The organism is Streptomyces sp. SAI-127 (assembly GCF_029894425.1).
In the GTDB taxonomy this organism is placed as follows: Bacteria; Actinomycetota; Actinomycetes; order Streptomycetales; family Streptomycetaceae; genus Streptomyces.
Map to the genome: position 1 here is coordinate 6147662 of NZ_JARXYJ010000001.1, position 25876 is coordinate 6173537.

The window sequence follows — 25876 nt, forward strand, 5'->3', positions numbered from 1 at the left end:
CCGGCGAGGGGCCCGCCATCCCGAGCAAGGAGGTAGCCCGTGGGCGCGAAGATGTGGTGTTGCGGCGGTAGCAGTAGCGGAGGCGGAAGCGGAGGCGGTCTCGCGGCCGTGGCTACGACGGACACGGCGACGGTCGACCTGTCCGGGGACGGCACGGCGGGGGCGCCGCTCACCGCCGCCGTGAAGGTGCAGGGGCCGGAGCCGAACGGGCTTTCAGCCGGTCCCCTGGGCCTGGTGGTGCGGCCCTCGGCTGATGCCGGAAACGCCCTCACCATCGGCGCTGACGGCGACCTGTTCGTGCCGCCACCGGCCCCCAGCGCGACCGTGGCGCCCGTCACGGGCGGCGCCCCGGCCCCGGTCGGTACGGCCCGGTCGGTGGACATCGACGTGACGGAGAGCCCCGCCCATACCTTCAATGTCGGGGCGCGTCTGTCCCCGCCGTGGGCGCAGGGCGGCCTCCAGTCCGTTGTCAGCGCCGGTATGGGGCAGTGGAATCTCGGGCAGGAGCTCGCGGTCCCAGAGGACGGCGTCTATCTGATCGAGGCGTTCGTGACCGGTTACGCCGGCATCCTCTACCCCCGGGCCACCGCTGATTACTCCGTCGTCGGTGCCGTAGGTGTGGACGGCACCCGACTCAAGGAGGGCGTCGTCATGCAGAACGCCTACACCCTGTCGGCTCCGGCGGCCATGTCCAATTTCGAGACCGGCGCGGCCACGTTCACCTTCCGCCAGCAGCTCACCGCCGGTCAAAAGGTGCAGGGCTGGGTGCAGTTCAACGGCACCTATGTCGGCGGTGACGGGCTCGCGGGGAGCGTGTCTGTCGCGTTCAACAAGATCTCTGACTGAGGAGGGCAGACCGCGATGAGCGTGCGCTATTTCCGGACCCTGCATGGGGTGGTGCAGTACGGCAACCTGACCGACGAGGGCGTCCAGGTGCTCGCGGACGCCGGGCATGAGGAGATCACCGCCGAGGAGTACGACCAGGCCGTGACGGCAGCCGCCGAGGCGGCCCCGGCCCTCGGCGTACTCCCCGTGAGCGACGAGCAGCCGAAGGAGGCGAGCGCGGACGGCGCGAAGGCACGGAAGCGCCGGGGCCGATGACGGGCACCGCCGGATCGCTGCGGCTGATCCCCCAGACCGGGCAGGCATCCGGCGTCGTGAGCCTCGACGCCGCGCCCGCGAACACGTGGGTGCCGGTCCCCGGGACGGATCTGCTGCTCCCCGTGGCCGGCCTCTACGAGGTGACCGCTGACGTGCAGGGGTCCATCGGCGGGACGGGCAGCCTCACCAACGCCATCGTGGACGCCCGGGTCTTCGACGTCACGGCCGGCGCCGCGGTCCCGATGGCTGAGCGGCGCGTGATCCTGTTCACCGACCAGTCCGCCGAGCCCGTCGTTCACGGCGTCCAAGCCGACGCCTCAGCAGCCGCGCTCTACCAGGTGGCGAGCCCGACGACGGTCCGGGTTGAGGGGTCCTGGCGTACCGACGCCGGGGCCACCTCGGGCCGGGCCCTGTGGGCGCACAACTTCCGTTTCAAGCGCATCGCCTGATGGAGGCATCCCATGGCAGGAACAAGCGGCAGCGTCGCCGGACGGCCCGATCTTGAGTACGAGATCCTGTGCGACTCGGCCGGGGCGTTCCTGCGCCGGTACGGCCTGGACGACACCGGCGCCCTCACGCACGTCGACACCACCCTCGACGGCGCGGCATACGCCCCCGTGGGGGCCGTGCAGCGCTGCGCGGCACCAGCCACCCCCGCGAACCCGGTCATCGACGGCACGGTCCAGCGGCAGCCCGGCGTGGGCACCATCACGATCCCGGCCGGCCGGCGCCCGCTCGATCACCCTCGTCGTCTACACCGGCAATCCGACCGTGGCCATCGGCGGCGGCGCGGCCGTCGCGGTCGGGCCGGGCACCTCGCTCACATGGGGCGTGGACCAGGGCGGCGACACAGGCGAATCCCTCCAGGACGCCTACGCGTTCACCGGCGTCGCGGGCAGTGACTTCCTGGTGACGACCACCAGGGAGATCTAGCCAAGATGGGGACCAGCGGCGACTACGAGGCGCCCGCAACCCGCCTGGAGCGGCAGAGGGGCGTGACCGACTCCAACGGTCGCATCACGTTCACGTGGCCGGTCGGGGCGTTCGCTGCCGCGCCCGTCGTGACGCACTCGATCGAGGCCGCGGCGGTCGGCGTGCGCACGGCGCGGATCATCGCCAACACCGCGGCGGCGACCACGTTCGAGGTCCTCGTCACGACTGGCGTCACGGTCCTCGGTATCAGCGTCCTCGGCCCCGGCGTGGCCGCCCAAGGCGTCACCGTCCATGCGCAAGCCGCAGCCCCCTGACCTGTCCTGAGACCCGCTCACGCGAGGAGTGACCATGTCCGACTGCTGCGGCTCCCGCCGCTGCACATGCACCCTGACTGCCGGGCCAGGCGTCGAGATCGACGGCAGCGGTTCCACGGGGAACCCGTACGTGATCTCTGCACCCGGTGGGGGAGGCGCGACGGTCGAGACGGCATGCGGCCTGGCGGGTGACGGCAGCAGCGGCACGCCGCTCACCGCCGCCGTCGCGGCGTGGCCGTTCCCATGCCCGATCGACACGAACGGCGGGGGCGTCTACTGCGACCCGGTCTCAGGGGAGCTGCGCGCCGATCCGGCGTACTGGGCGGACTTCCAGGGCGAGCAGTCGACCACGCTCCTCGGATCGCCGCTGCTCGTCCCGACCGCCCCGTCTGAAGTGATCGACACAATCTCGGTCGAGACCACGAATCCGGATCCGTGCCGTCGCGCGCTCGGTCTCCTCTTCCGTGAGGTTGACCTCGATTTCGTGCTCCCCCCGAACTCGGGCGGCATGTCCGGCGTCGACGGCGACGACATGAACTACTTCGGCAACCAGGGCAGCGGCACGATCTTCGCCACCCACTCCCAGGACAACAAGCTCACCGCCTTCACGCTCAACCCGGGCGAGACGCGCACGATCACGATGAACGTGGAGGCCGGTCGGGGCAGCGGCGGCGCCACCATCACCCGCATCCAGAAGTCGCTGCGCGCGTGGGTCTGGTCAAACCGGTTCAACTGACGGGATCAGTGGTCATGGCAGTACAGACGTTTTACTACGAGCACCCGGACGGCTCCCTCACCGAGCGCACCACGACCGCAGCAGAGCCGGTCCACCCCGAGGGCGTGACGCTGCTGACGGAGGCGGACTACACCACCAAGCTGGCTGCGGCCGAGGCAGCGCTGGAGCAGCAGCATGCGGACACCCGGGCCGCGGAGACCGCCGCGAAGGAGAGCGCCTACGAGGCGCTGCTGGCAGTCGGGATCCCGGAAGCCTCCGCGCGGCAGATCTCCGGCTACTGGACGGCCGCATAGCGCGTTTCCACCGTTCCTAGATTCGATATGGCGCCGACTGGTTCAGGGCCGGGCGCACACCCCGTTTTGTGACGCTGCTGGTTGAGGGCCGGGCGACTCCTCCAACGCTCTCCGAGGAGCTCCCTCATGGCCAAGTGCTGCGGTTCAGCCGGCTGCAAGTGCGCCGTTACCGCCGGGCCCGGCGTCACCGTCGACGGCAACGGCTCTCCTACCAACCCGTACATCGTCAGCGCGGACTCAGGCACGCCCACCCCGGTGACGGCCGCGGACACGCCCACGGTGGACACCACCGTCTCCGGGACCGGCGCGGCCGGCGACCCGTACGTGGTGAGTGCCGCCGTCATCCTGGACCCCACCCCGCCAGGCGGTGGCAGCAACCTGGCCAAGGCCGGGCCCGATGGCGTGTACGTGGAGTGCGCGGACGTACGCGGCTGCATCTCGGCCGGGGACGGCGCGAGCTATGACCCGGCCACCGGCGTGGTGGAGGCGCGCGTCTCCACCGACGCCGGGAACACCACGACGCTGGGTGCGGACGGCGGCCTGTACACCCCTGCGGCGAGCACCGCCCTGGGCGCCGTCGACACCCCGACCGTGGACGTCACAGTGTCCGGCACCGGTAGCGCGGCGGACCCGTACGAGGTGAGCGCGGCCGTCATCCTGGACCCCGCCCCGCCAGGCGGTGGCGCCAACCTGGCCAAGGCCGGGCCCGATGGCGTGTACGTGGAGTGCGCGGACGTGCGGCAGTGCTTCACCGCCGGGGACGGAGCGGCCTACGACCCGGCCACAGGGGAGATCTCCGCGCGGGTGTCCACGGACGCGGGCAACACCGTGGCGTTCGGTACGGACGGCGGCCTGTACGCCGCCGGCGGAGGCGGCGCGCCCAGCGTCGTCACGGCCGGGGACACCACCACGGCGAACAACACCGTCACCGGCACCGGCGCGGCCCGGCGACCCGTACGTGGTCACCACCGACGTGCTCGTGGACCCGGCCCCGCCCGCCGGCGGAACCAACCTGCTCAGCGCAGGGCCTGACGGCCTGTTCGTGGAGTGCGCCGACGTACGCCAGTGCTTCACCGCAGGCGACGGCGCGGCCTACGACCAGGCCACCGGGGAGATCTCCGCGCGGGTGTCCGCGGACGCGGGCAACACCACGACCATCGGCGCGGACGGCGGCCTCTACACCCCCGCCGCGGCGACTGCGCTCGAGGAAGCCGACACCCCCACGGTGGACGTGACCGTGACGGGCAGCGGCGCGGCCGGCGACCCGTACCAGGTGGCCGCCGCGGTGATCCTGGACGCCACCCCGCCGGGCGGTGGGAGCAACCTCCTGCAGGAGGGCCCGGGCGGCCTGTTCGTGGAGTGCGCCGACGTACGCCAGTGCTTCACGGCCGGGGACGGGGCCGCCTACGACCCGGCCACGGGGGAGTTTGCGGCGCGCCTGTCCACGGACGCGGGTAACACCGTGGCGTTCGGTACGGACGGCGGTCTGTACGCGGCTGGCGGGGGCGGGGCGCCCAGCGTCGTCACGGCCGGGGACACTCCGACCCTCAACGCCACCGTGACCGGCACAGGGGCGGCAGGGGACCCGTACGTCGTCTCTGGCGACGTGGTGGTGGCCCCGGAGCCCAACGGCGTGGAGGCGGCGGCCAGTGGGCTCCTGGTGGCCCCGAGCGCGGACGCCGGTAACCGGCTGGCGTTCGGTGGGGACGGCAGGCTGTTCGTGCCGCCCGTGCCGCCGCCGGAGGTCGGCTGCGGTCTCCAGGGTGACGGCACGGCCGCCTCACCGCTGGCGGCATTCCCCATCGCTGGCAGCCAGCTGTGGACGGATGACTGGGACTGTGACCCGGTGGCCAACTCCACGCTGAAGTGCGACCCGAGTAGCGGCGCCCTGTGGACCCCGCCCGAGCACACCAGCGCGGCCGCCACCCTCCAGCAGAACCACCCGCTGGGCACACCCACGATCGGCGTCACCGGGTTCATCCTGGTGGACTCCACAGCCTGGTCAGAGGGCACCTACACCGCCGACAGCCTGTCCGACTGCCGCGGCATCTCGTTCTCCACCCGCTTCACCGGGCACGTGGAACTCACCTGGCCGGCCAACGCCCAGTTCGACCTGGGATATGCCGTGCAGATCAACGGCGGTGCCCTGGCCGTACGGCAGACCCACAGCGTCCTGGCCAACGGCCCGGCCCGTCACGAGCGGTACAGCTTCGGCGTCTCACAGGCCGTCGTACTGCCCCCGCACACCGGCTACGCGGTGCGCGTGTACCCGGCAATCCGCGTAATCGCCGGCACCGTCACGATCAACCAGTGGATCACCGACACCGACCTGCTCGCGATGACCCGATAGGAGACCCCCGTGCGCTACTACCTGGAAGACAACGGCGGCTGGCTGTCCGTCAGCGGCGACGCCGAGATGTTCGCCACCATCCCGCCCGGCTACCGAGAGGTGACCGAGGCGGAGTACAACGAGGCGGCCGGCGTCATCACGCTGCCCGCCCCGGAGCCCAACGAGGGCGACCGCGTGGCGTCCTGACCGCCTGCCGCTTGTGGCCGGGCTGACCAGCCCGGCCACAGCTAAACTGACCACGTCGCTGGCTTAGGGCCGGACGCACATGTCGCTGGTTGAGGGCCGGACTCCTGTTTCTAGGAGGACCGGCATGTCCTGCCCGCTCATTGCGAATGCGGACGTCATGCGCGTCACGCGGCTCGACCAGTGCGGCAACCCCATCCCTGGCCCGGACAACGGGTACGTCTTCGACTGCTTCGCCAGCCTGGCGATGAACAACAACAGCGACGACGGCGACGACATCGAATACAAGGCCGCCAACGGCCGCGTATGCGGCTACAAGAAGGGGTGCCCCACCTTCCGGGGCTTCGACCTGGAGCTCAACGTGTTCAGCGTCTCCCCGGAGCTGATCGAGATCCTCACCGGCAACCCCGTGGTTCTCGGCTACGACGGCAAGCCGATCGGGTTCGACACCTGCTCCGTCAAGTGCGACACCGGTTTCGCGCTGGAGCTGTGGGCGGAAGTCCTCGGCGAGGCGTGTGTGGCGGGCGCCACCGGCCAGTGGATCTACTTCCTTCTGCCGTGGGTCAGCAACGGCCTGCTGGGCGACCTGGAGATCGGATCGGAGGCGGTCACCCTCCAGATCACCGGGTCCACCAAGACCGGCGGCAACTGGGGCGTCGGCCCGTACGACGTCCAGCCGGCGGACGCCGCGAACACCCCCGGCCCGCTGCTCACGCCGCTGGACGCCAACTGCCACCGCCGCACATTCATCACCACGGTGGAGCCCCCGGTGCCGTCCTGTGACTACGTGCCGGTTCCGGCCTGACCCCGTGTCCACCTTGCAGCCGCGCGGCGCCTCGTCGCGCGGCTGCGCCGTAGGAGGGAGGTGGAGCCGTGCCGCTCCAGACGACGGCGTGTGACCCGTGGCCGGTGGAGTTGTGCTGCGACGTGGACGGCGTGGAGGCGGCCACCCTGGAGCGGTGGCAGCGCGTCGCGACCCAGATCCTGTGGCGGCTGTCCGGCCGGCGCATCGGAGTTTGCGAGGTCACCGTACGGCCATGCCGCCAGGCGTGCCTGGAGGGCGCCCCGATCTCGTTCCAGGCCGGCGTGGGCACCGGCCCGTGGGTGCCGTACATCGGCGTTGACGGCCAGTGGCGCAACGCCAGCGTGTGCGGGTGCCGGCCGTCCGGCTGCTCCTGCTCGGAGCTGTGTGAGGTGAAGCTGGAGGGGCCCGTCCACTCCGTGGTGCGGGTCAACGTGGACGGCCAGGACCTGGTGCCCGGGGTGGAGTACCGGGTGGACGCGCCGAGCCTGCTCGTGCGCCTGGGCGGGGAGTGCTGGCCACGGTGCCAGGAGCTCGCCGAGCCCGAGGGCGCCCCGGGCACGTTCACCGTGACCTACCGGTGGGGCATCGAGCCGGACGACTCCGCCATTGCGGCCGTCTCGGAGTTGACCTGCCACCTGCTCAAGGGGTGCGGCGGCACCGGCTCCTGCGGCTGCAAAGCGAATCGGAACATCACCAGGCTTCAGCGCCAGGGCGTGGAGATGGAGATGCCGGACCCCACCCTCATGTACGCCAGCGGCCTGACTGGCCTGCCGTTGGCGGACCTGTTCCTGACGACCGTCAACCCTGGTCGGCTCACGCGGCCGTCCCGCGTGTACTCGCCTGACTACAACCGGCCGAGGAAGACGACGTGGCCCTGAATCTCAACGCCGTGCAGGACGCGGCGGAGGCCGTGCTGGGGTGCGTGTGCGCGGCCCTCCAGGACGCGGCGGAAGTGATCGAGGGTCAGCCCGGCTGCCCGTGCAGGAGCTGCCTGGTGCCCGGCACCCCGGCCTGGGACTCCTGCGATGACCCCTGCAACGCCAACCCGGACGGAGGCGCGGGCGGCCAGCTCTCGGTCAACGTGGCCCGCCTGTACGCGTCCACGGACTTCCCCAGCGCGGACCGCACGCTGCCGGCCACCCAGGCACGCGGTCGGCTCACCTGCGCGGCGCCCACGGCCATGGCGGTGGAGCTGGTGGTCACGCTGCTGCGCTGCGCCCCCACCTTCGACGAGGGCGGCTGTCCACCCCCGTGCGAGGCACTGGGGGACGCGGCCCGCATCCTGCACACGGACCTGGTCGTCGTGCGCAACGCCGTGGAGTGCTGCCTGCCCACCGCGAGCGAGCACCGGCGCGGCCGGGTGGTATTCGTCGGGGAGTCCCGCACGGTCGGCCCGCAGGGCGGCTGTGTGGGCCTTGAGCAGCGGGTGACGGTGGCCCTGCCGGGCTGCCTGTGCCCGCAGGAGGGGACGCCATGAGCGTGGAGGTACGCATCAACCAGGGCGCCCTGGCGCGGCTGCTGCGGGGCCGCACGGCGCGGCGCAAGCTGGAGCAGCGCACGGAGCGGGTGGCCGAGATCGCCGCGGCGGAGGCGCCCGGCAGCATGGGCGACTACATCAGCACGGACATCGTGGAGGGCCCGCGCGGCCTCCAGGGCGTCATCGTGTGCGACCACCCCAAGGTGCGCCTGGTGCTGGACGGCACCCGCCCGCACATCATCCGGCCCCGCCGGGCAAAGGGCCGCAACAACCGGCCGGCCGCGCTGCGGTTCGAGGTGGGCGGCGACGTCGTGTTCGCCAAGCTGGTGCGCCACCCCGGCACGAGGCCGAACCCGTTCCTCCAGCGGGCGCTCCGCCTGGGCCGGTAACCCGGTCCGGCTACCCTGATCTGCACGCCGACTGGTTGAGGGCCGGGCGAGGCACGGAGGACGAGGACACACCCCGTGGCAAACAAGAGTTTTTCCTACAACACCGACCCCCACGTCGCCACCGTCAACGGCACGGAACTCCGGTTCGAACCGGAGATCATGGGCGATGAGTTCATGGACGCCTTTGGGGAGCTGCGCGACGCGCAGAAAGCGGCCCAGGGCATCGACCTGGAGGACCTTTCCACGCTGGACCCGGCCGCGCTGCGAGGCGCCTCCCGGGGCCTGCGCGGCTTCCTGGCCCGGCTGATGCTCCCGGAGGACGCGGAGCGGTTCATGGCCCTCAACGTGGCCACCAAGGACGGCACGCTGCTCTCCACCCACCAGGAGTGGGACGAGGCGCAGGAGGCCGCGGACCAGGTGGACGGGGCCCGCGTGAAGTGGGCGATGCCCATGCCGGACCGCATCCTGGTGCAGCTCATGGAGTGGGTGACGGAGTTGTACGGAGGCGGGGCGGACCAGCGCCCTCCTACGTCACGTGGCGGCTCTGCGAAAGCATCGCCGCGGGCTGGGAAAGCTGGAGCGGCGCGCTCGCGCTCGAAGGGGTAGACGTCCACGCGTGGCGGCTGCGCACGATGCTGGCCGCCGCCGAGGCGTCCATGGATGCGGCCGCGCAGGATGACGGGGAGCGCACCCGTAACCGGGCCAAGCTGTACGCCCCGCCCCGAGGGCAGCGCCGGCCGACCGCCACCGGGGAGCGGCCGACGGCGCAGGGCATGAGCCTGGAACAGGCCCAGGCGCTCATGTCCGCCGTCGCCACCGAAGACGCCCAGGTCACTGGTGGCCGTAACGGATAGTCTGGGACCAGGCCGGGCCGCGCGCCCTGGCCTCTCGCCGACTGGTTAAGGGCCGGGCAACCACTCACGAATCGTGGGGTTGCCCGGTGGCTGGCGAGGAAGAGGACTACGGCTCAGCCCGTATCACCATCGACCTGGACGACACGGCGGCGGTCGGTGAGGCCCAGGCGCTCGGGCAGCGGATCCAGAACGCCCTGGACCGCGCGACCCGCAACATCGGCCAGCAGATCCGCCGCAATATCCAGCGTGGCCTCACGGCCGCGATCTCGGCGCGGGTGGAGCCGGACACGGCCCGGTTCCAGGCGCGGGTCCAGCGGGCGTTGCGCGGCCTGGCCGTCACCGTCGACGTCTCCCCTGACCTGTCCCTGTTCGATGCGGCACTACGCGGTCACCGGCTGCCGGACCTCCCCGTCACGCTGGTCCCCGACCTGGACGCGCTCAACCGGCGGTTGCGCGGGCACAAGCTGCCACAGCTGGCGCTGGACGTTCTCCTCGACCTCGACGGCCTCGACCGCAGGATCCGCGGCCACAAGTTCCCTCAAGCGCTCCTCGACGTAGTCCCGGACCTGACGGGTTTCCTGGCCCGTATCCGTGCCCTCCTGGCGGGCGAGGAGGTGGCAATCCGGGTCGTCCCCGACCTGGACGACTTCGACGCCCGTATCCGGGCGCACAGGGCGCCGGACGTCACGGTGAACGTCGACCCGGACGCAAACCGGTTCTCTCGCGCTCTGTCCGGCCTTACCGGTGTCGCGGGCAGGGTTGGCGGCGTCCTGCTGAAGGCGCTCAAGTTCGGCGCTATCGGCATCGCCGCTGCGGGCGCGGCTACCGGGATCGCCAAGTTCGTGGCCGCGCTGGCCCCGGCGGCCGGCCTGCTCGCCGCGGTCCCGGCGGTGGTCCTCGGGTTCCAGGCCGCCCTGGGCGCCCTCAAGCTCGCCCTGGCCGGCGTCGGCGACGCGTTCCAGGCCGCGCTGACCGGTGACGCCAAAGAGTTCGAGAAGTCCCTGGAGAACCTGTCACCCAAGGCCCGGGCGGCGGCCCAGGAGGTCCGCGCCCTCAAGCCCGCGTTCGAGGAGCTGCGCAACAGCGTCCAGGACGGGTTCTTCGCCCAGATCGAGGGGCAGATCACCTCCACCGCCAAGGCACTGTCCGGCCCCCTCAAGACCGGGCTGACCGGCATCTCCACGGCCTGGGGCGTGGCGGCCAAGAACGCCCTGGGGTACGTCAAGGGCGCCCAGGGCGTGGCCAACGTCCGCTCCATCCTGGGCGGCGCGCAGGCGGCCACGGAGGGCCTTTCCCAGACCACGAACAAGCTGACCGCCGGCGTCCTGCAGGTCGCCGCGGTCATCTCCGACCGGTTCGGCGCGGAGCTGTCCGGCGGCATCGCCAACCTGGGCCAGCGGTTCGGGGACTTCCTCCAGCGGATCTCATCCGGCGGCCAGGCCGTCGCCTGGGTGGACGGGGCGCTCAACACCCTGGCGCAGCTCGGGGACTTGCTGGGCAACCTCGGCCAGATCATCGGCGGCGTGTTCTCGGCCGGGAACGCCGCCGGTGCCGGGTTCCTCAACAACCTGCAAACCGTCACCCAGTCCGTAGCGGACTTCGTCAACTCGGCGCAGGGTCAGAGCGCCCTGCAAGACCTCTTCGCCACGGTCGGCACGATCGCGTCCCAACTGGGTCCGATCCTTGGTGCGTTGGTGACGCAGGTCGGCGCCATCGCGCCCGCCCTGGCGCCCGTCTTCAGCGCGCTGGGCCCCGCGCTCGTCTCCCTGATCAACGCCCTGGGGCCCGCCCTGGCGCAGATCGCGCCCAGCCTCCAGACCGTGGGTCAGGCGCTGGCGGAGGGTCTGGGCAAGATCGACCTGGGGCAGCTCGGGACCGCGATCGGCTCCGCCCTGTCCGCCCTGGCTCCGCTGCTGCCGCTGGCCGGTCAGCTGGTCAGCGTCCTGGCGTCCGCGCTCGCCCCCGTCCTGCAGAACTTGGCGACGCTCTTTCAGCCGATCATCAGCGCCCTAGTTGGTGCGCTTCTGCCCGTTCTGCCCGGGATTGCTACCGCCTTTTCTCAACTCGCCGCTGCCATGCAGCCCTTGGCGGCCGGCGCCGGACAGGCAGTCGCCCAGCTGTTCGAGGGGCTGGCCCCGCTGCTGTCAACCTTGGTTGACGCCCTCGTGCAGGTCTCGTCCGCACTCGTCCCGGTTTACACGGCTTTGGCTGATGCGCTGCTCCCTGCGCTGCCACCCATCGTGGACGCCCTGACCGCCGTCGCTACGGCGCTCATCCCCCTCCTGCCGTCCCTGGCCGGCCTCGTGGCCGCCGTAGCGCCGCTCGTCGTCATGGTCATCCGGCTGGCCGCCCCGGTCCTGCGGATCGCCGCGGCGTTCGCCGCCTGGCTGACGATCAAGATCGTCGTGCCCGTGATCCAGGGCATCGTGGGCGCGCTGACCGGCCTGGTCGGCGCCATCACCTCCGTGGTCTCGTTCGTGGTCAGCCTGCCCGGCCGGATCTCGTCCGGGCTGTCGGCCGTGGCCGGGTTCTTCCGTGACGCCTTCACCGGTGCCCGGGAGGCGGTGTCCAGCGGGATCGACTCCGTGGTCCAGTTCTTCACCGGCCTGCCAGGCAAGATCACTTCCGGGCTGTCGTCACTGGGCTCCACCATCGGCCAGTTCTTCGTCAGCGCGTTCGCGACTGCCCAGGCCGGTCTGTCGACCGCCGTCCAGGCCGTGGTCGACTTCTTCGTGGCGCTGCCGGGCCGGATCGTGGCCGGCCTGCTGGCGCTGCCTGGGCTGCTGCTCGACGCCTTCACCAGCGCCGTGGCGTTCGCGATCATCGGCCTGCTGACCGTGGTCGCCGGCATCGTGTTCGTCTTCACCGAGCTGCCGGGCCGGATCTACAACGCACTGGCAGCCCTGGGCCAGTTCCTGCTCACGTCCTTCGTCAACGGGTTCAACCTGGTGACGTCCACCGTGTCCGGCTGGATCTCGTCCACCGCGGCGTTCTTCCAGGCATTGCCTGGCCGCATCGCCGGGGCGCTGGCATCGCTCGGCTCCTTCCTGCTGCGCAACTTCGTGGCCGGGTTCAACCTCGTACGCTCCGCCGTGACCAGCGGGATCTCGACCACCGTGGGGTTCTTCCGAGCGCTGCCTGGCCGCATCGCCGGGGCGCTGGCATCGCTCGGCTCCTTCCTGCTGCGCAACTTCGTGGCCGGGTTCAACCTCGTACGCGGCCGGATCACCTCGTTCATCTCCTCGGCCGTCTCCTTCTTCCGGGGCTTGCCCGGCAAGGTGGCGTCCGCCCTGTCTGCTCTGCCGGGCCGGATCGCGTCCGCGTTCACCAGCGCGGCCGGTAAGGCGCGGTCGGCTGTCTCGTCGCTGATCTCCGGTGTGGTGGACCTCTTCCGCGGCCTGCCGGGCAAGATCCTCGGCGCGATCGGCAACATCGGCGGCCAGATCATGGCCAAGGTCAAGTCCGGGCTGCCGTCCAGCGTCCGCAAGTACCTGCCGTTCGCCAAGGGCGGCATCGTGTACGGGCCCACACATGCCCTCATCGGTGAGGCCGGGCCCGAGGTCGTCATCCCGCTGACCAACCCCAAGCGCGCCGCCCAGCTCGCCCAGCAGTCCGGCCTCCTCGGCATGCTGGCCGGTCAGGCCCGCACCCTGGCCACGGCGACCACCAGCGGCGGCACCGCCGCAGTCGGCGGGGCGGTGTCCACCCTGCGCTCCCTGCTCGCCGGCATTGGCAACCTGCTGGACAACGTGGGCGCCCAGGTCGTGCAGGGCATGGTCGACGGCATCCGCAACAACGCCGGGCTGGTGGCCTCCGCCGCCGCCGACATGGCCGACACCGCGGCGGTGTCCGCGCGGGACACCCTGGAGATCCACAGCCCTTCCAAGGTGTTCGCCAAGATCGGCCGGGACGTGGGGCGCGGGTTCGTGCAGGGCCTGACCGGCACCGCCGCCCAGATCAAGAGCACCACGGAGAAGCTGGTACGCGACATTCAGAACGCGTTCTCCGGGAAGAAGACGCGGCTGGATGACCGCCTGGTGGCGATGCTCGACGCCGGGAACAAGCGCCTGACCACCCTGGCCGCCCAGCGGGACGCCCTGGCGAAGAGGATCGCTGACGCTCAGAAGTTCGCCGCGGACACCACCGCCCAGGCGTTGCAGGCGTTCTCTCTGCAGAACCTGGCCCAGGGGATCGCGGACGGCCAGGCCCTCACCGTCAAGGCGTTGACGGCCAACCTCCAGGGCGCCGTGGACCAGGTGAAGCTGTTCTCTGGACAGCTCAACCGGCTCGCCAAGCGCGGCCTGCGTAAGGACCTGCTCCAGCAGCTCGTGGGCCTGGGCCCCCAGCAGGGCGCGCAGCTCGCGTCCACGCTGGCCTCCGCCACCTCCGACCAGTTGAAGCGGATCAACAACCTCCAGGGCCAGCTCACCAAGGCGTCCGGCGCTCTGGGCACCACCAGCGCCGACGTCCTGTTCGACGCCGGTAAGCAGGCGGGCAAGGGCTTCCTGACCGGCCTCCAGGCCCAGCGCAAGAGCATCGAGAAGCTGATGCTCGACATCGCCAAGGGCATGCAGTCCGCCATCCGTACGGCGCTCAAGATCCACAGTCCCTCGCTCGTGATGCGGCGCCTCGGGGAGTACACGGGCGCCGGCCTGGAGCTCGGCCTGGTGCAGCGGATGGCGGGGATCATGCGTGCGTCCACGGCGGCGGCCCGCTCCATGGTGGACGCGGTCGCCGGACAGTTCGGCCTGCTGCCTGGCCGGGTCTCCTCCTCCCTGGGCGCGGTGGGCGACATGGGCGCGGACGTGGTGCCCCTGACCCGGGGGCAGCGCGTCCGCCAGGCCGGGGCCGCGGCGGCCGCAGGAGGAGGCCGGTTCGGGGCCGGAACGACCATCAACAACCACTTCGAGATCCGGGAGGTGGGCGACGGGCAGATGACCGCGCACCGCGTCGTCAACCGGCTCGTGTACGCGGCAGGATTGTGAGGGGCTGATGACGGCCGAGTGGTACATGGAGTACGGCGGCGTCGAGATCGTGAACCATACGAGGCTCGACCAGTACCTACAGACGGTGGGCTCCCCGCTCGACAGCGGCGGCGGCTGCGGGTGCCCCACCTTCACCAACGAGGTGCTGGACCAACTGCCGTACACGACACCGGACGACGAGGACAACCCGGCGCCCTGGTACGACCCGGACGTGCCGGAGAGCGCGGAGTTCGCCGGCGTCATGGTGCTGGACGTCGCCGGCCTGGACGACTACCCGGTGCAGCGCACCGTGACGGGCGGGATCGCCGGCGGCGGCGCCATCGGCCCCGCCCGGGCCCTGCCGCGCACCATCACCGTGACGGCGATCCTGCTCGGGTCCACCTGCTGCGGCGTGGAGTACGGCCTCCAGTTCCTCGGCCAGGCCCTCCAAGGCTGCGCGGGCGGGGACTGTGACGGGGACTGCCTGGTCGTGTACGCCTGCTGTCCCGGGGGAGGCCTGAGCCCGGAGGAGTTCAACCAGCGGCACCGGCGCACGCTGCGCCGCGTGGCGCTGACGGACGGACCTCGAGTTACCGCCAAGGCGGGCACCGGCTGCTCGTCGGGCACCTGCCAGTCCGGGGCGGACATCATCACCGTGGAGTGGGTGATGACCGCCGCGGTGCCGTGGCTGTGGACGGACCCCCTGCCCGTCATGGAGGTCACCCCGCCCATGGACCTGGACGGGTCCTGCGTGGAGTGGTGCCTGCACCCGGCCGGGGACGCGGGCTGCCCAGGCGGCTGCAAGTTCACTGCCTGCCTGGATCCCACCGCGGCGTGCGCGGACACCCGCTGCCTCCCGGAGGCCCCACCCCTGCCCGGTGCTCCCCTGTCCACCTGCTTCTGCCTGCCGCTGGCGACAGAGCGCGCCTGCTACCCCATGGACCTCACCAGCCGGCCGAACTGGTCCACGGACCTGCCCGTCATCACCGTGCGGTCCGGATCGGCGGAGCTGCGCAACCTCACCATCGCCATCTACGAGAGCGGCGAGGCAGGCATGACGTGCGACCAGGTCGCCGACTTCAAGCGGTGCGCGCCGGTCAACTACTTCCACGTGTCCTATGTCCCGGCCGGGGGCGCGGTCACCCTGGACGGGCAGACCGGCCGGTCCACGGTGGAGTGCGGCGGCACCTGCGAGTCCAGCCCGGACGTGTACGGGATGGACGGCATGCCGGTGACGTTCCAGCCGCTGGACTGCGCCACCTTCTGCATCTGCCTGGAAACCGACCTCCAGAACCCGCCAGCGCTGGACGCCCTGGTCACCCTCAACGTCTCGGGCAGGGGGCGGTAATGGCGGTCGCCGGCTGCGGCACGCACCAGGCCATGGTGCTGGACAGGAGCGGCGCCACGGTCGCCGTCGCCAACGTGCTGACGTCCGTGGAATGGACCCGGGTCCTGGACGGGGTCTCGACGGCCCAGGCCACCATCAACCCGGACGGGGACTGCTGCGGTCGCCTCGGCCGCATCTCGACGTGGCGCTCAAGACTGGTCATCTTCCGGGACGGCCAGTACGTGTGGGACGGCCCCATCACCGGCATCACCTGGTCTTTGGGACAGGTGGTGATCCGCGCCCAGGACGTCCTGGCGTGGCTCGGGGACCGCGTGCCCCACGAGAACAAGACCTTCACCAACACGGACCTGTCCGAGATCGCCGAGTGGCTGATCGAGGACGGCTACCGTCCGGACGACCCGGGCCACACGGTGGAGGTGGTGGGCAAGGCGGGCGTGACCGGCTCCCGCTCCTACAGCGCCGGTATCGGCCAGACCCTGGACCACCTGGGCCAGTTGGCGGAGGCCGGGATCGACTACACCGCGATCGGATCCAAGATCCTGCTGCTCCCGGAGACGCACCTGGTGCCGGTCGGCCGCCTGTCGGACAACGACCTGCCGGACGGCCTGGAGGTGAGCGAGGACGGCACCGGCCTGACCACGCGGTGGATCGTCGCGGGCAGTGAGGAAAGCGGCATTATCGGCACGGCCGGCGGGATTGATCCCTACTACGGGCTGCACGAGCGGTACGTGGAACAGACGGAGATCACCGACCAGGCATCGGCGGACCAGGCGGCCGGGGCGAGGCAGCGGGCGTCCGGCATCGTGCCGGTGGTCATCGACACCCAGCAGGTCACCATCAGCCCGGACGCCGCCGTCAACGTGCCTTCCCTGGTGCCCGGCTGGTGCCTGGACGTCACGTCGGCGTCCACCTGCCGCACGGTGCGCCAGCGGCTGAAGATCACCGGCCTGCGGGTGGCGGAGACCGGCGGGGACAACAACAGCCCGGGGTCGGAGAGCGTGCAAGTGCAGGTAGCGGCGAGCGGAGCGGAGACCCCCTGATGGCCATGCGAACCAGTCCCTCCCGCAGCCTGCCCGGTAACCCGCTGGGCGGGGTGCTGCGCCACCTGGACGCCCGGTCCCGGATCGCCGGCCGCACCCGCACCACGGGCCTGACGTTCGAGCAGGACCCCCGCCCGGCGGAGACGCCACCCGTGCGCGTGGCTGCACGGCCTGCTGCCGCCGTGCTGACCACCGGCGAGGACGGGCGGGCCCGCTGGGAGTTCCCGGCCCCGTACGGAGCCGTACCGGCCGTGTCGGCGGTCGCCGTGGACCCGGCCCCGGAGGATGACGACCGTACGGTGCTCGTCGCCCTGGAGGAGACCACCGCCTGGTGCCTGGTCGTGCGGGTGTGGCGCACGAGGGGGCGGCGCGGCGCGGGAGTGGCAGAGCCGGCCGGGGCGGGGGTGCACGTGCACGTGACCGCCCAGGACATCAGCCCTGCCTAGGTACCCTGCTGGTCAGTCGCTGGTTTAGGGCCGGACACGCACTGCTCGGCAGAGGTGGGTTCGGCATGGCCGCGGTTTGCGTGGACAACGACTATTTCGAGGTGGGCGACGACGGGCGCCTGACCCTCATCCCGGGGCAGCAGGGCCTGCGACAGATCCTGTACTTCAAGACCCCGGGCAGCTACACCTTCAAAAAGGCGGATTACCCGTGGCTGGCTCGGGTCCGTGTGAGGGTGCAGGCGGGCGGCGGGGGCGCGGCCGGTGCCCGGGCGAGCGCCAACCAACTGGTGGCGCAGCCGGGTGGATCCGGCGGCGGGTACTCGGAGCGGCTGATCGACGTGTCCGCGCTCGGTGCCACGGAGTCCATCGTCGTGGGGGACGGCGGGGATGCCGGCACGCCCACGGTGGACGGTGGCGCAGGCGGCGGCTCCTCCTTCGGCGGCCTGTGCACCGCCCTGGGCGGCAACGGCGGCCAGGCGGTCATGACGTCCGGGGCGGTGCCCGTGTGCTACTCCGGTACGTCCGGGCCGCTGGCCGGGGTGGGGGACTGGTCGATGGGTGGCGGCCCCGGCGGCGGCTCCCTCCGCCTCGACGGCGGCCAGGGACAGAGCGGGGAGGGCGGGGACGCCCACCTCGGGCACCGCGGCTGGCAGCGCGCTTCCACCGGCCCCGGCGGCGCCGGCCGCGGCTTCGGCTCGGGCGCGGCCGGTGCCCTCGCGAGGGACGGCGACAGCGTGAACGGCAACACCGGAAGCGCCGGCATCGTCATCGTGGAGCTGTACGGCTGACCGTGTCCGGACACGCTGGCGGACACCGTGTCCGGATGGTGTCCGGGCAGGTCAGGCCGTGTCCGCTGCTCGTGTCCGGACACGCTGGCGGACATGGGCGGACAGTGTCCGCGGACATGTCCGGAGGGTGTCCGGGTAGGCGTCGATACACTCGACAGTGCGCCGCTGGTTTAGGTCCGGGCCCCGATCACAACCCCCAAGGATGGTGGGACAGTGGCGAGGTGCGGATGCGCCGGCGGCGCGTGCAACTGCACGGTGGAGGCCGGGACCAACGTGGTCGTCAGCGGCTCCGGGTCGGCGGCCAACCCCTACGTGATCAGTTCCGACGTTCCGTGTGCGGACGTGCGGGCGTGCCTGTCTGCCGGACCCGGCATCAACCTGGACCAGGGCACCGGCCAGATCTCCGCCGACCTGTCCGGGCAGGCGGGGAACAACATCGTCATCGGCGCAGACGGCGGTCTCCTCGTGCCTACGGCGGGCGGCCAGGTGCTCACCGGTTGCGGCCTGTCCGGCAACGGCTCGGGCGCTTCCCCGGTGAAGGCGAACACCCAGGCATGGCCGTACGCCTGCAACGTCGACACCTTCGGCGGGGTCGTGGCGTGCGACAGCCAAGGCCGCCTGCGGTCCGAGCCACGCGGGAAAGTCTCCTTCACCTCGTACTCGGAAAGCCGGGACTACAACGACATCGCCGTCCCGGCCGCCCAGAACACGGTGCTTGACAATTTCGCCGTCACCATCACCAACCCCGACACGTGCAGGCCGGCCGTGGTCTACACAGAGCGGGAGGTGGACGTGTACCTCGTGCTCCCTGCCGGGGCAGGAGCGGGCACCGGGCACGGCTCGGACGAGATGTACTACACCCGCAACACCGGCACCAGCACCATCGTTGGCGCGCATTCGCAGTCCACCAAGTTCGTCCCGGAGTCGTTCACGCTCGGCCCCGGAGCGACGGCGCCGATCTCCCTCAACGCGACCGCCGGGCGCGGCTCGGGCGGCGCCTACTACTACCAAATCATCTTTATCCTGCGAGCCCTGATCATCAGCCTGTGAGGAGCACGCCCATGCTGGACATCCCCGGGCTGCCGCTGCCCGACTTCGAGCCGGCTCCGGAGCCGACGATCTATCACGTCCTGTTCCCGGACGGCGTCCTGGGCCGGGTCACCGTCACCGGCAGCCAAAAGCCGGTCCTGGCCGGCGGCGCCAAGCTGGTGACGCAGGAGGTGTACGACATGCTGCGCGCCCAGATGCTGGAGGCGCATGAGGCGCGCGTCGCGGAGATGCTGGCCGCGGAGGAGGACGTGCAGCGCCAGCAGTACGAGGACCTGCGGGCGGTGGGCATCCCGGAGACCACCGCGCGGTCGCTGTCCGGCTACGGGGGCCAGGCTGCTGCCGAGGACGCCTCGGCTGCCGCGCAGGCGCCCGGTTAGACTCCTTAGCGTCGCTGGTTCAGGGCCGGACGAGGTACCCCGTTACGGGAGTGATCTGCCTTGTCCCACGTCGACCTCACCGGCAACGGTCCCGGCCTGGACGGCCGTTGATGTCCGCGCCCATGACGCCCGCTCAATGGCGGACCGCCCTCAAGGCGGAGGGCGTCAAGTTCACCGAGCTGGAGGGGTGGACGTCCCGCGGCCGTGACGCCGCGACCGGCAAGCCGTTCGGTCCGGTCCACGGCAGCCTCAACCACCACACCGCCGGCCGGGACAGCCTGCAAGGGATCGCCTACCGAGGCCAGAGCGCCGCGGTACCCGCGCCCCTGGCCCACACCTTCCTGCCCAAGACCGGCGTCCTGGTCCTGGTCGCGGACGGCCGCGCCAACCACGCCGGCCTGGCCGCCCGCAACGCGTACGACGCGATCGTGGCAGAGCAGCCGATCCCCAAGCCGGACAGGTCCACCGGCACGGTGGACGGCAACGATGGCCTGTACGGGATCGAGGTGGAGAACCTCGGCGACGCCAAGGACACGTACACCCGCGCCCAGTACGACACATGGGTCCGCTACAACGCCGCCATCTGCCGCCACCACGGGTGGGGTGCGGGCAGCGTCGCCGGCCACCTGGAGACCAGCGTGGAGGGCAAGCCGGACCCGCGCGGCCCCGTGGAGGGCTACGGCAAGCGCGGACGCTTCACATTCACCATGAACCAGCTGCGGGCCGACGTCGCCGAGCGCCTGGCGCACCCGGCGAGCTGGAGCCCGCAGCAGGCGAGCACCCCCCAGGAGGTCACCGTGGAGGGACCCGCGTACGTCAACCTCGGCCTGGAGCACGGCTACGAGCTGGCGCCCGGCCTGTGGGACGAGATCGGTTTCACCGAGGAGTGGACGGATGAGCTCGGCCACCACGCCACGGATAGCGAGGTGTTCGCGGCCGGGGCGGCCCGCTTCACCGGCTCCCTGTCTCTGCGCCTGGAGGGCCTGCCCGCCGGGGACGTCGTACAGGTCCGCATGAGCGAGTGGGAGGGCGCCACCCTCAAGGCCCTCCACCCGATCCATGAGGTGATCGGCACCGGAGGCGGCGCCTACAGCGTGGTGCCCCTCGTCAAGCGGCTCCCCGCGGGCCGCACCATGCGCGTCCGGCTGCTCAACCAGAGCGCCGGCGGGATCGAGGTCGCGAGCGCAGTGCTCTCCGCCCTCGTGTGGAAGGAGTCCTGACCCCATGACCCTCAACGGTTTCCAGCTCCCCGACGGCGGCGCGATCCTGCGGGACGCCGAGACGTACGCCCGCGACCTGTTCGAGCGGGTCGTCACCAGCGCGGCCTACGGGTTCGCGGCGGCGTTCGTCCCGGCCGAGGCCACCGACGCCAGCATGTGGTACACCGCGCTCGGCGCGGGCGTGGGCGCCGGCCTGGCCCTGATCAAGGGCATGGCGGCCCGGGCGTTCGGGGACCCCAACAGCGCCAGCCTGTCGCGAAAGGTGTAGCTCATGACGACGCCGGGGGAGGCTGCTGTAGCCGTAGAGCTGGAGCGCCTACGGGGCGCTGTGTCGACAGGGCTCGCGGAGGTCAAGGGTTCGTTGGCCGTTCTGCTGGAACGGTCAACGCGCACTGAGCAGGACCTGGCGAGGCTCCGTGAGGACACGGACAAGGAGATCACTGCACTCAAGACGGATCTGGAGGCGTTGAAGGCGAGACGCTGGCCGCTGGGCGTGCTCGGCGCCGTCGCGGGCGTCGTCGGGACGTTGACGGCGGTGGTCTCTCTGTTCGTGCACTGACCGCCCCACCCCGGCGGCCCAAGACGGGCGCCCGCTCCTGCTCAGTGTCCGGCAGGGGCGGGCGTCTTTGCGTCACCTCGTGATCGGTTTCCCGCCTGTGTGGGTGATGCCGGTAGGGGAGGCAGTTACGCCAGGGCATGATGGTTGGCGAACTTCGGCCCACGCCAAGGGGTGTGACCCCCAGTCACGTACCTAGGCCGTCGCTGGCCCGGGTGGCGCAACTGGAAGACGCATCCCGCTTAAAACGGGTCTGTTGTGGGTTCGAGTCCCACCCCGGGTACCGTCACCACGCCCGTCCTCCACATGCGGAGGGCGGGCGTTGCTGTGCCATCATGTCCGGCCCGATGAGCATGGAGGCGATGGTGGGCACCACCCTGCACCTGGAGCGCGGCGACTACACCGAGGTGAGAGCGGCGGCTGACGGCGGTCTGCTCGTGGAGCTGACGGAGGCCGGGGACCGCCGCCTGGTCGACCAGCACGCGCGGCGCGCGGGCGCGCTCGAGGAAACCGCGGACCAGCGCGCGGCGTGGCTGCGGTCGCTGTCCACGGAGGAGTTGGTGGCGCTGGCCGCGTCCCCGCTCGGCGGCCCGGCTCCGGACGTGGTGGCGGAGGGCGCCCGCCGCATGCAGGAGGCCGCGGCGCGGATGCAGCCGGCGCTGGAGGCGCTGCGTTCCCTCGGCCTGGTCGGCGGCGCCCGGTGAGCGAGCAGGCGACGGTGGATCGCATCAACGCCATGCTGGCGGAGATGCCGCACGACACGGCCGCCGCCCTCGTCCAGCGGTTGCACCAGGACGCCGCGCGTATGGCCGTCGAGGCAGAGCAGGCGCCGCCGCTGATGCGCGGCCCAGAGTTCCCGTGGGGCCTCAAGGGCCTCAACGCGATGACGGCCCGGTTCGCTTGCCGTCAGCCGGGGTGCCTCATGGTGTACCTGGAGTACATGGACGAACTGCCCGGGCCGCTGCGGCTCCCGGCCAACTTCACAGCCGAGGACGTATCGGCAGCCATCTCCGCCCAGGCGAGCGAGCGCGCCCAGGTGCGGCAGGATCGGCTGGACGCCGCCTTTCGCGAGCACTACCGAACCGAGCACCCCGAGCTGGGAGGAGATCCATGGGACACCGGCCCCGGCCGCGCGTTGACCGCGCCCGCCACCAGATCGAGCGGGCCGCCCACCTGCGTGAGTGCCCGTGGTGCAAGCACCCGGTCCAGGCCCACGACGTCCAGGCCGGGCAACGGGTGTGCACGCGCGGCCATGAGGAGCCGTCCTGCCGGGACTGCCGCGCGATCCGGGACAACCTGAGCAGCCCGGCCGCAGCGCTGTGGAACTTCGCGCGGATCATGGCGAGCCCGCCCCACGTGAAGGTGGCGCCGCTGGCGTTCGGCCGTCCTGTCTCCGGTGCGGGCCGGCGGGCCTAGGGCCCCCGGCCTCGGGGCGTTGTCAGTCCCCGGCCGTACCGTGAGGGTGTCCAGGCTGCGTTGCCGCTCGGACGCATGTGAAGCGCCCCGCCCGGCGTGGAAAACCGGGACGGGGCGCACCCATGTTCACGGTCAGGCGGCGGTGGTCCAGCAGCTGCCGTCCTGGGGGCACGCGTCGGCCCACCCGCTCCAGCAGCTCCGCCCACTGCTGGCTGCGCTCTCGTGTGGCCGGCTGGCTCATCAGGTCTCGGATGGCGTCGTTGAGGTGCACCCGGGCAGGGCAGCACGCACTGCCCGGGAGCCGGGGGGAGTTGGGCATGGGACCAAGGTACGGGCGGGGTCTGACACCGCCCGCACCATGATCAGGCGTACGCGAGCTGCCAGGAGCGGGCGCGCTCGTCCAGGTCGGCGGCGGCCGGGACGCCGCGCCGCTCGAACACCTTCAAGGACCGGCGGATGCCGCGCACCTCGCCGGCGGCGCGGGCGGAGCGCACCCCGCCGAACAGGTCCAGGCTCTGGCCCCACGTTCCGCATGCCTGCTCCAGGTGGCCCTGGGCGGCCTGCTCGCGGCCCTGCGCGGCCAGCGTGAGCGCGGTGATCCGCTGGTGCTCGTGGCCGCTGCCGGGGCGGCTGCGCGCGGATACGGCGTACTGCTTCTCGGCGTTGGCGTGGTCGCGTAGCTCCCGGAACGTCTTGGCGGTGTGGGAGGCGACGGTGGCCCGGGCGGAGCCCCACAGTGCGGCCCAGAACGGTAGGGCCTGCTCGTCGCCGCGCAGCACCAGGTCCTGCGCCTCCCGGAGTTGGGCGACCGCCTCGGTGCGCCGGTTGGCGTGGGCGAGGGCGCGGGCGCGGGTGACGGCGAACAAGGCCTCCGTGGTCGGGTCCACCCGCTGGCGGACGCGGGCCAGGGCGGCCTCTGACAGGTCCACGGTGCGCTCCGGCTGGCGTACGTCCATGCCGTTGTGCGCCATGATCCGCAGTATCCACGCCCCGTGGAGGTCGTCCCCGGCCTCCTTCGTCAGCGCGTATGCCTGGAGGTAGTAGCGCTGGGCCAGGCCGTGCTCCCCGGCGTCATAGGCTTTCCAGCCGCACAGGTAGGCCACGCTGGCGCTGGCCGTGAGCGCCTGGTGGCGGTCCTCCTCCGTGGCGAACGTCGACCGGCACAGGCCGGCGACGTCCGATCTCAGGTACTGGACGACGGCGCTGCGGCCGTGCTGGCCGCCGTGGCGCTCGTCGATGCGGGTGAACATGTCCACCATGTCCCGGACGGCCGCGATCTCCGCCTGCCCTGCCCGCTGGTGGCCCGCCTGGGCGCGCTGCTCGTACTCGACGGCCTGGTCTATGCCCAGCGGCAGGGCAGCCGCTGCGACGCTGTAGGCCGCTCCTGTGAGGAACTTCCGCCGGTGAATGTCCGCCTCCCCGATCCGCCTCAGTGTGTCCACTGGGTCGGCGCCCAGGATCAGGCCCAGCCGATCGTGGGGAGGGTCCTGGTCGAGGTCGCACAACCCGAGTTCGCTCGGGCGCAGAGAGCGGCCGAGCCTGCGCGACAGCGCTTCGGCAATGTACGACGCCGTCTGTGGGGTCGGCGTTTTGGTGCCTGCCACCCACTGGGCGATAGCGGACTTATTGGTGCGGAGTAACTCGCCTGCCTCAGCGGCCACCACCCGGACCGCGGCGGCGGCCTGCTCGTACGACAGATCGGCTTGTTTCAGGGCCTGTTCGAACGCAGCGCGGCGCTCGACAGAGTGATTTTCCATTCCGGCCACCCTCCCAAGCAGGGCAGTAAACCCGGTAAACGCATCAGCGCCTGCCGGTCCTAGTGCACCCAGCGTATTGCCCGTTGTACTCACCGTACGAGCAAACCGCGCGAAGCCGCTTGGGGGCATCAGCATGGCGAGCACCACCAGCCACCTGACTGAGTGCGAGGAACGGCTACGGCCGTCCTGGCGCCCGGTCGCCTCAACCACTGGAGATCCGGCCTACAGCGGGGTCCTGCAGCGCGACGAGCAGGCCGCGGAGGAGGCCCGGAAGATCCTGGCCATGGTGCTGGCCGTGTGGAAGCTGGAGCAGCTCGCCGGGGACGCCAACCTGCTCGTCACCGAGCTGATGAGCAACGCCGCCCGCCACGCCCGCGGCTCGGTCGTACGGATCACGGTGACCCGTACGGCCCGCTACCGGGTGCGCGTGGCGGTCACCGACAAGAGCCGGACCCTGCCCAAGCTGGTGGTGGGCGACCCGATGGACGAGACCGGCCGCGGCCTGCGCCTGGTCGACGCCATGTCCAGCGCCTGGGGGGTCATCCCCTACAACTGGGGCAAGAGCGTATGGGCGGAGGTGGCCGCCTCGTGAGCACCACCCTCTTAGCGCCCCCCTACCTGCCCCAGGACGGCGCCCTCCTGGCCGCCGTCACCGTGGACGACACATGGAACGCCGTCACCGTGCCCGCCGACTGGGGCCGCCTGGTGTGGGACGTCCTCGCGGAGCGCTCCGGGCCGGTCCTGGATGACCCGGCCGCCGACCACCTGGCGTGGATCATCCCGCCAGGCGGCGCGGACAACTGGCCGGACGCCACGGCCGCCGGCGTCCAGGTCCACCGCCAGGGCGCGGAGCTGATGGTGTGCGGCCTGGACGGCTACCGCTCCGGTATGCGGTGGCTGCGCATCCCGACCGCGCGCTGCTGGGACACCGACCCGCGGGTGCTGCGCCTCGCCCTTGAGTGGATCGTCGGCCCCCTCGCCGACGCGGAGCCCATACAGGTGTGCGTCTCCTGTGGCGTACCTACCACCCGCGGCCACCTGCTCGCCCGCCATGGCGGGGACTCCGGCCCCGGCGTGGAGATATATGCGTGCCGCGACTGCTGGCGGGAGATCGCCCGCGGCGGCCCCGGCCGCCACCTCCGCGTGGTCAGGAAAGGCCCCCTGTGAACCCCCGTACCCACCTGGTCGTGTGCTCGATGACCTGTGCAGCGCTGCTGTCCGCGCTGCTGCTGGCCGTCAGAACCTGACCACCTCGACACCACCCTGGGCCGGTCGCGGCAAGCCCGACAGGCTCTCCCACCGCCCGAACCCGCATCCTGCGCGGGTTCCCGGCCCAGGGTGGGCACGCGTCCCGGCCGGCCCTCCGTGGGGGAGTGACGGCGGCCGGGACAGCCGGGCCCCTCGGCCGCCCCGCGCCTTGGCGGCCGAGGAGCCCGGCGCCCACAGACTTCCGCCCCCGGCGTGGGGGCGGGGCGGTCG

At 71.6% G+C, this 25876-nt stretch carries 31 protein-coding genes and 1 tRNA gene; 31 read left to right on the forward strand and 1 reads right to left on the reverse strand.

All coding sequences use genetic code 11. From position 1 onward, the window contains the following. The first annotated feature begins 108 nt into the window (after positions 1–108). The 29 genes from M2157_RS28350 to M2157_RS28490 all read left to right on the forward strand — a co-directional run bounded on the left by M2157_RS28350 (position 109) and on the right by M2157_RS28490 (position 22640). Positions 109–846: a hypothetical protein gene (locus M2157_RS28350; RefSeq protein WP_280866576.1), complete on the forward strand. Its 738-nt coding sequence runs from the start codon at positions 109–111 to the stop codon at positions 844–846. Positions 847–861: 15 nt separating this feature from the next. Next, on the forward strand, positions 862–1101 hold the full coding sequence (locus M2157_RS28355; RefSeq protein WP_280866577.1) for a hypothetical protein: 240 nt from the start codon (positions 862–864) through the stop codon (positions 1099–1101). After that, entirely contained in the window at positions 1098–1550 is a 453-nt protein-coding gene (locus tag M2157_RS28360; protein ID WP_280866578.1) for a hypothetical protein, read from the forward strand. Before M2157_RS28355 ends, M2157_RS28360 begins: the two co-directional genes overlap by 4 nt. A gap of 322 nt (positions 1551–1872) precedes the next feature. After that, complete coding sequence (locus tag M2157_RS28365; protein WP_280866580.1) at positions 1873–2034, forward strand: hypothetical protein; 162 nt, start codon at positions 1873–1875, stop codon at positions 2032–2034. A 5-nt stretch (positions 2035–2039) separates the two neighbouring features. Beyond that, positions 2040–2348, forward strand: a complete 309-nt coding sequence (locus M2157_RS28370; RefSeq protein WP_280866581.1) for a hypothetical protein — start codon at positions 2040–2042, stop codon at positions 2346–2348. A 130-nt stretch (positions 2349–2478) separates the two neighbouring features. Further along, a complete protein-coding gene (locus M2157_RS28375; protein ID WP_280866583.1) occupies positions 2479–3084 on the forward strand; it encodes a hypothetical protein in 606 nt (201 codons plus the stop codon). Positions 3085–3098: 14 nt separating this feature from the next. Continuing rightward, entirely contained in the window at positions 3099–3377 is a 279-nt protein-coding gene (locus M2157_RS28380) for a hypothetical protein (protein WP_280866584.1), read from the forward strand. A gap of 126 nt (positions 3378–3503) precedes the next feature. Further along, positions 3504–4409, forward strand: coding sequence for a hypothetical protein (locus M2157_RS28385; RefSeq protein ID WP_280866585.1), 906 nt, complete (start codon positions 3504–3506; stop codon positions 4407–4409). Next, positions 4336–5727, forward strand: a complete 1392-nt coding sequence (locus M2157_RS28390) for a hypothetical protein (RefSeq protein ID WP_280866586.1) — start codon at positions 4336–4338, stop codon at positions 5725–5727. Before M2157_RS28385 ends, M2157_RS28390 begins: the two co-directional genes overlap by 74 nt. A 9-nt stretch (positions 5728–5736) precedes the next feature. Continuing rightward, positions 5737–5913, forward strand: coding sequence for a hypothetical protein (locus M2157_RS28395; RefSeq protein WP_280866587.1), 177 nt, complete (start codon positions 5737–5739; stop codon positions 5911–5913). A gap of 124 nt (positions 5914–6037) precedes the next feature. After that, complete coding sequence (locus M2157_RS28400) at positions 6038–6715, forward strand: hypothetical protein (protein ID WP_280866588.1); 678 nt, start codon at positions 6038–6040, stop codon at positions 6713–6715. A 68-nt stretch (positions 6716–6783) separates the two neighbouring features. Further along, positions 6784–7593 (forward strand): hypothetical protein, encoded by an 810-nt coding sequence (locus tag M2157_RS28405; RefSeq protein ID WP_280866589.1) that lies wholly within the window; start codon positions 6784–6786, stop codon positions 7591–7593. Continuing rightward, positions 7584–8192 (forward strand): hypothetical protein, encoded by a 609-nt coding sequence (locus M2157_RS28410; RefSeq protein ID WP_280866590.1) that lies wholly within the window; start codon positions 7584–7586, stop codon positions 8190–8192. Before M2157_RS28405 ends, M2157_RS28410 begins: the two co-directional genes overlap by 10 nt. Further along, on the forward strand, positions 8189–8581 hold the full coding sequence (locus tag M2157_RS28415; RefSeq protein WP_280866591.1) for a hypothetical protein: 393 nt from the start codon (positions 8189–8191) through the stop codon (positions 8579–8581). Before M2157_RS28410 ends, M2157_RS28415 begins: the two co-directional genes overlap by 4 nt. Before the next feature lie 75 nt (positions 8582–8656). Continuing rightward, positions 8657–9187, forward strand: a complete 531-nt coding sequence (locus tag M2157_RS28420; protein WP_280866592.1) for a hypothetical protein — start codon at positions 8657–8659, stop codon at positions 9185–9187. Between the two features lie 50 nt (positions 9188–9237). Next, positions 9238–9435: a hypothetical protein gene (locus M2157_RS28425; RefSeq protein ID WP_280866593.1), complete on the forward strand. Its 198-nt coding sequence runs from the start codon at positions 9238–9240 to the stop codon at positions 9433–9435. Between the two features lie 86 nt (positions 9436–9521). Then, positions 9522–14420: a hypothetical protein gene (locus M2157_RS28430; RefSeq protein ID WP_280866594.1), complete on the forward strand. Its 4899-nt coding sequence runs from the start codon at positions 9522–9524 to the stop codon at positions 14418–14420. 7 nt (positions 14421–14427) lie between these two features. After that, positions 14428–15747 (forward strand): hypothetical protein, encoded by a 1320-nt coding sequence (locus tag M2157_RS28435; protein WP_280866595.1) that lies wholly within the window; start codon positions 14428–14430, stop codon positions 15745–15747. Further along, positions 15747–16787 carry a hypothetical protein gene (locus M2157_RS28440; protein ID WP_280866596.1) on the forward strand — a complete coding sequence of 347 codons (1041 nt, stop codon included), beginning with the start codon at positions 15747–15749 and terminating at the stop codon, positions 16785–16787. Before M2157_RS28435 ends, M2157_RS28440 begins: the two co-directional genes overlap by 1 nt. After that, positions 16787–17233, forward strand: coding sequence for a hypothetical protein (locus M2157_RS28445; RefSeq protein ID WP_280866597.1), 447 nt, complete (start codon positions 16787–16789; stop codon positions 17231–17233). The genes M2157_RS28440 and M2157_RS28445 overlap by 1 nt, the downstream gene beginning before the upstream one ends. A gap of 65 nt (positions 17234–17298) precedes the next feature. Continuing rightward, entirely contained in the window at positions 17299–18021 is a 723-nt protein-coding gene (locus tag M2157_RS28450) for a hypothetical protein (RefSeq protein ID WP_280866598.1), read from the forward strand. A gap of 213 nt (positions 18022–18234) precedes the next feature. Next, positions 18235–19071, forward strand: coding sequence for a hypothetical protein (locus tag M2157_RS28455; RefSeq protein ID WP_280866599.1), 837 nt, complete (start codon positions 18235–18237; stop codon positions 19069–19071). 11 nt (positions 19072–19082) lie between these two features. Beyond that, on the forward strand, positions 19083–19448 hold the full coding sequence (locus M2157_RS28460; RefSeq protein WP_280866600.1) for a hypothetical protein: 366 nt from the start codon (positions 19083–19085) through the stop codon (positions 19446–19448). A gap of 110 nt (positions 19449–19558) precedes the next feature. Next, on the forward strand, positions 19559–20668 hold the full coding sequence (locus M2157_RS28465; RefSeq protein ID WP_280866601.1) for an N-acetylmuramoyl-L-alanine amidase: 1110 nt from the start codon (positions 19559–19561) through the stop codon (positions 20666–20668). A 4-nt stretch (positions 20669–20672) separates the two neighbouring features. After that, positions 20673–20936, forward strand: coding sequence for a hypothetical protein (locus tag M2157_RS28470; protein WP_280866602.1), 264 nt, complete (start codon positions 20673–20675; stop codon positions 20934–20936). A 3-nt stretch (positions 20937–20939) separates the two neighbouring features. Then, entirely contained in the window at positions 20940–21227 is a 288-nt protein-coding gene (locus tag M2157_RS28475) for a hypothetical protein (RefSeq protein ID WP_280866603.1), read from the forward strand. 206 nt (positions 21228–21433) lie between these two features. Next, positions 21434–21507, forward strand: a tRNA-Leu gene (locus M2157_RS28480). 52 nt (positions 21508–21559) lie between these two features. Further along, positions 21560–21928: a hypothetical protein gene (locus tag M2157_RS28485; protein WP_280866604.1), complete on the forward strand. Its 369-nt coding sequence runs from the start codon at positions 21560–21562 to the stop codon at positions 21926–21928. Positions 21929–22334: 406 nt separating this feature from the next. Continuing rightward, positions 22335–22640, forward strand: coding sequence for a hypothetical protein (locus M2157_RS28490; RefSeq protein ID WP_280866605.1), 306 nt, complete (start codon positions 22335–22337; stop codon positions 22638–22640). 362 nt (positions 22641–23002) lie between these two features. On the opposite strand, the gene M2157_RS28495 is transcribed toward M2157_RS28490, so the two are convergent. Continuing rightward, a complete protein-coding gene (locus M2157_RS28495; RefSeq protein WP_280866606.1) occupies positions 23003–24397 on the reverse strand; it encodes a hypothetical protein in 1395 nt (464 codons plus the stop codon). Between the two features lie 133 nt (positions 24398–24530). Between M2157_RS28495 and M2157_RS28500 the strand changes: the two genes are divergently transcribed. Both M2157_RS28500 and M2157_RS28505 read left to right on the forward strand, forming a co-directional pair. Beyond that, a complete protein-coding gene (locus tag M2157_RS28500; protein WP_280866607.1) occupies positions 24531–24989 on the forward strand; it encodes an ATP-binding protein in 459 nt (152 codons plus the stop codon). Then, positions 24986–25564, forward strand: coding sequence for a hypothetical protein (locus M2157_RS28505; protein WP_280866608.1), 579 nt, complete (start codon positions 24986–24988; stop codon positions 25562–25564). Before M2157_RS28500 ends, M2157_RS28505 begins: the two co-directional genes overlap by 4 nt. The last annotated feature ends 312 nt before the right edge of the window (positions 25565–25876 follow it).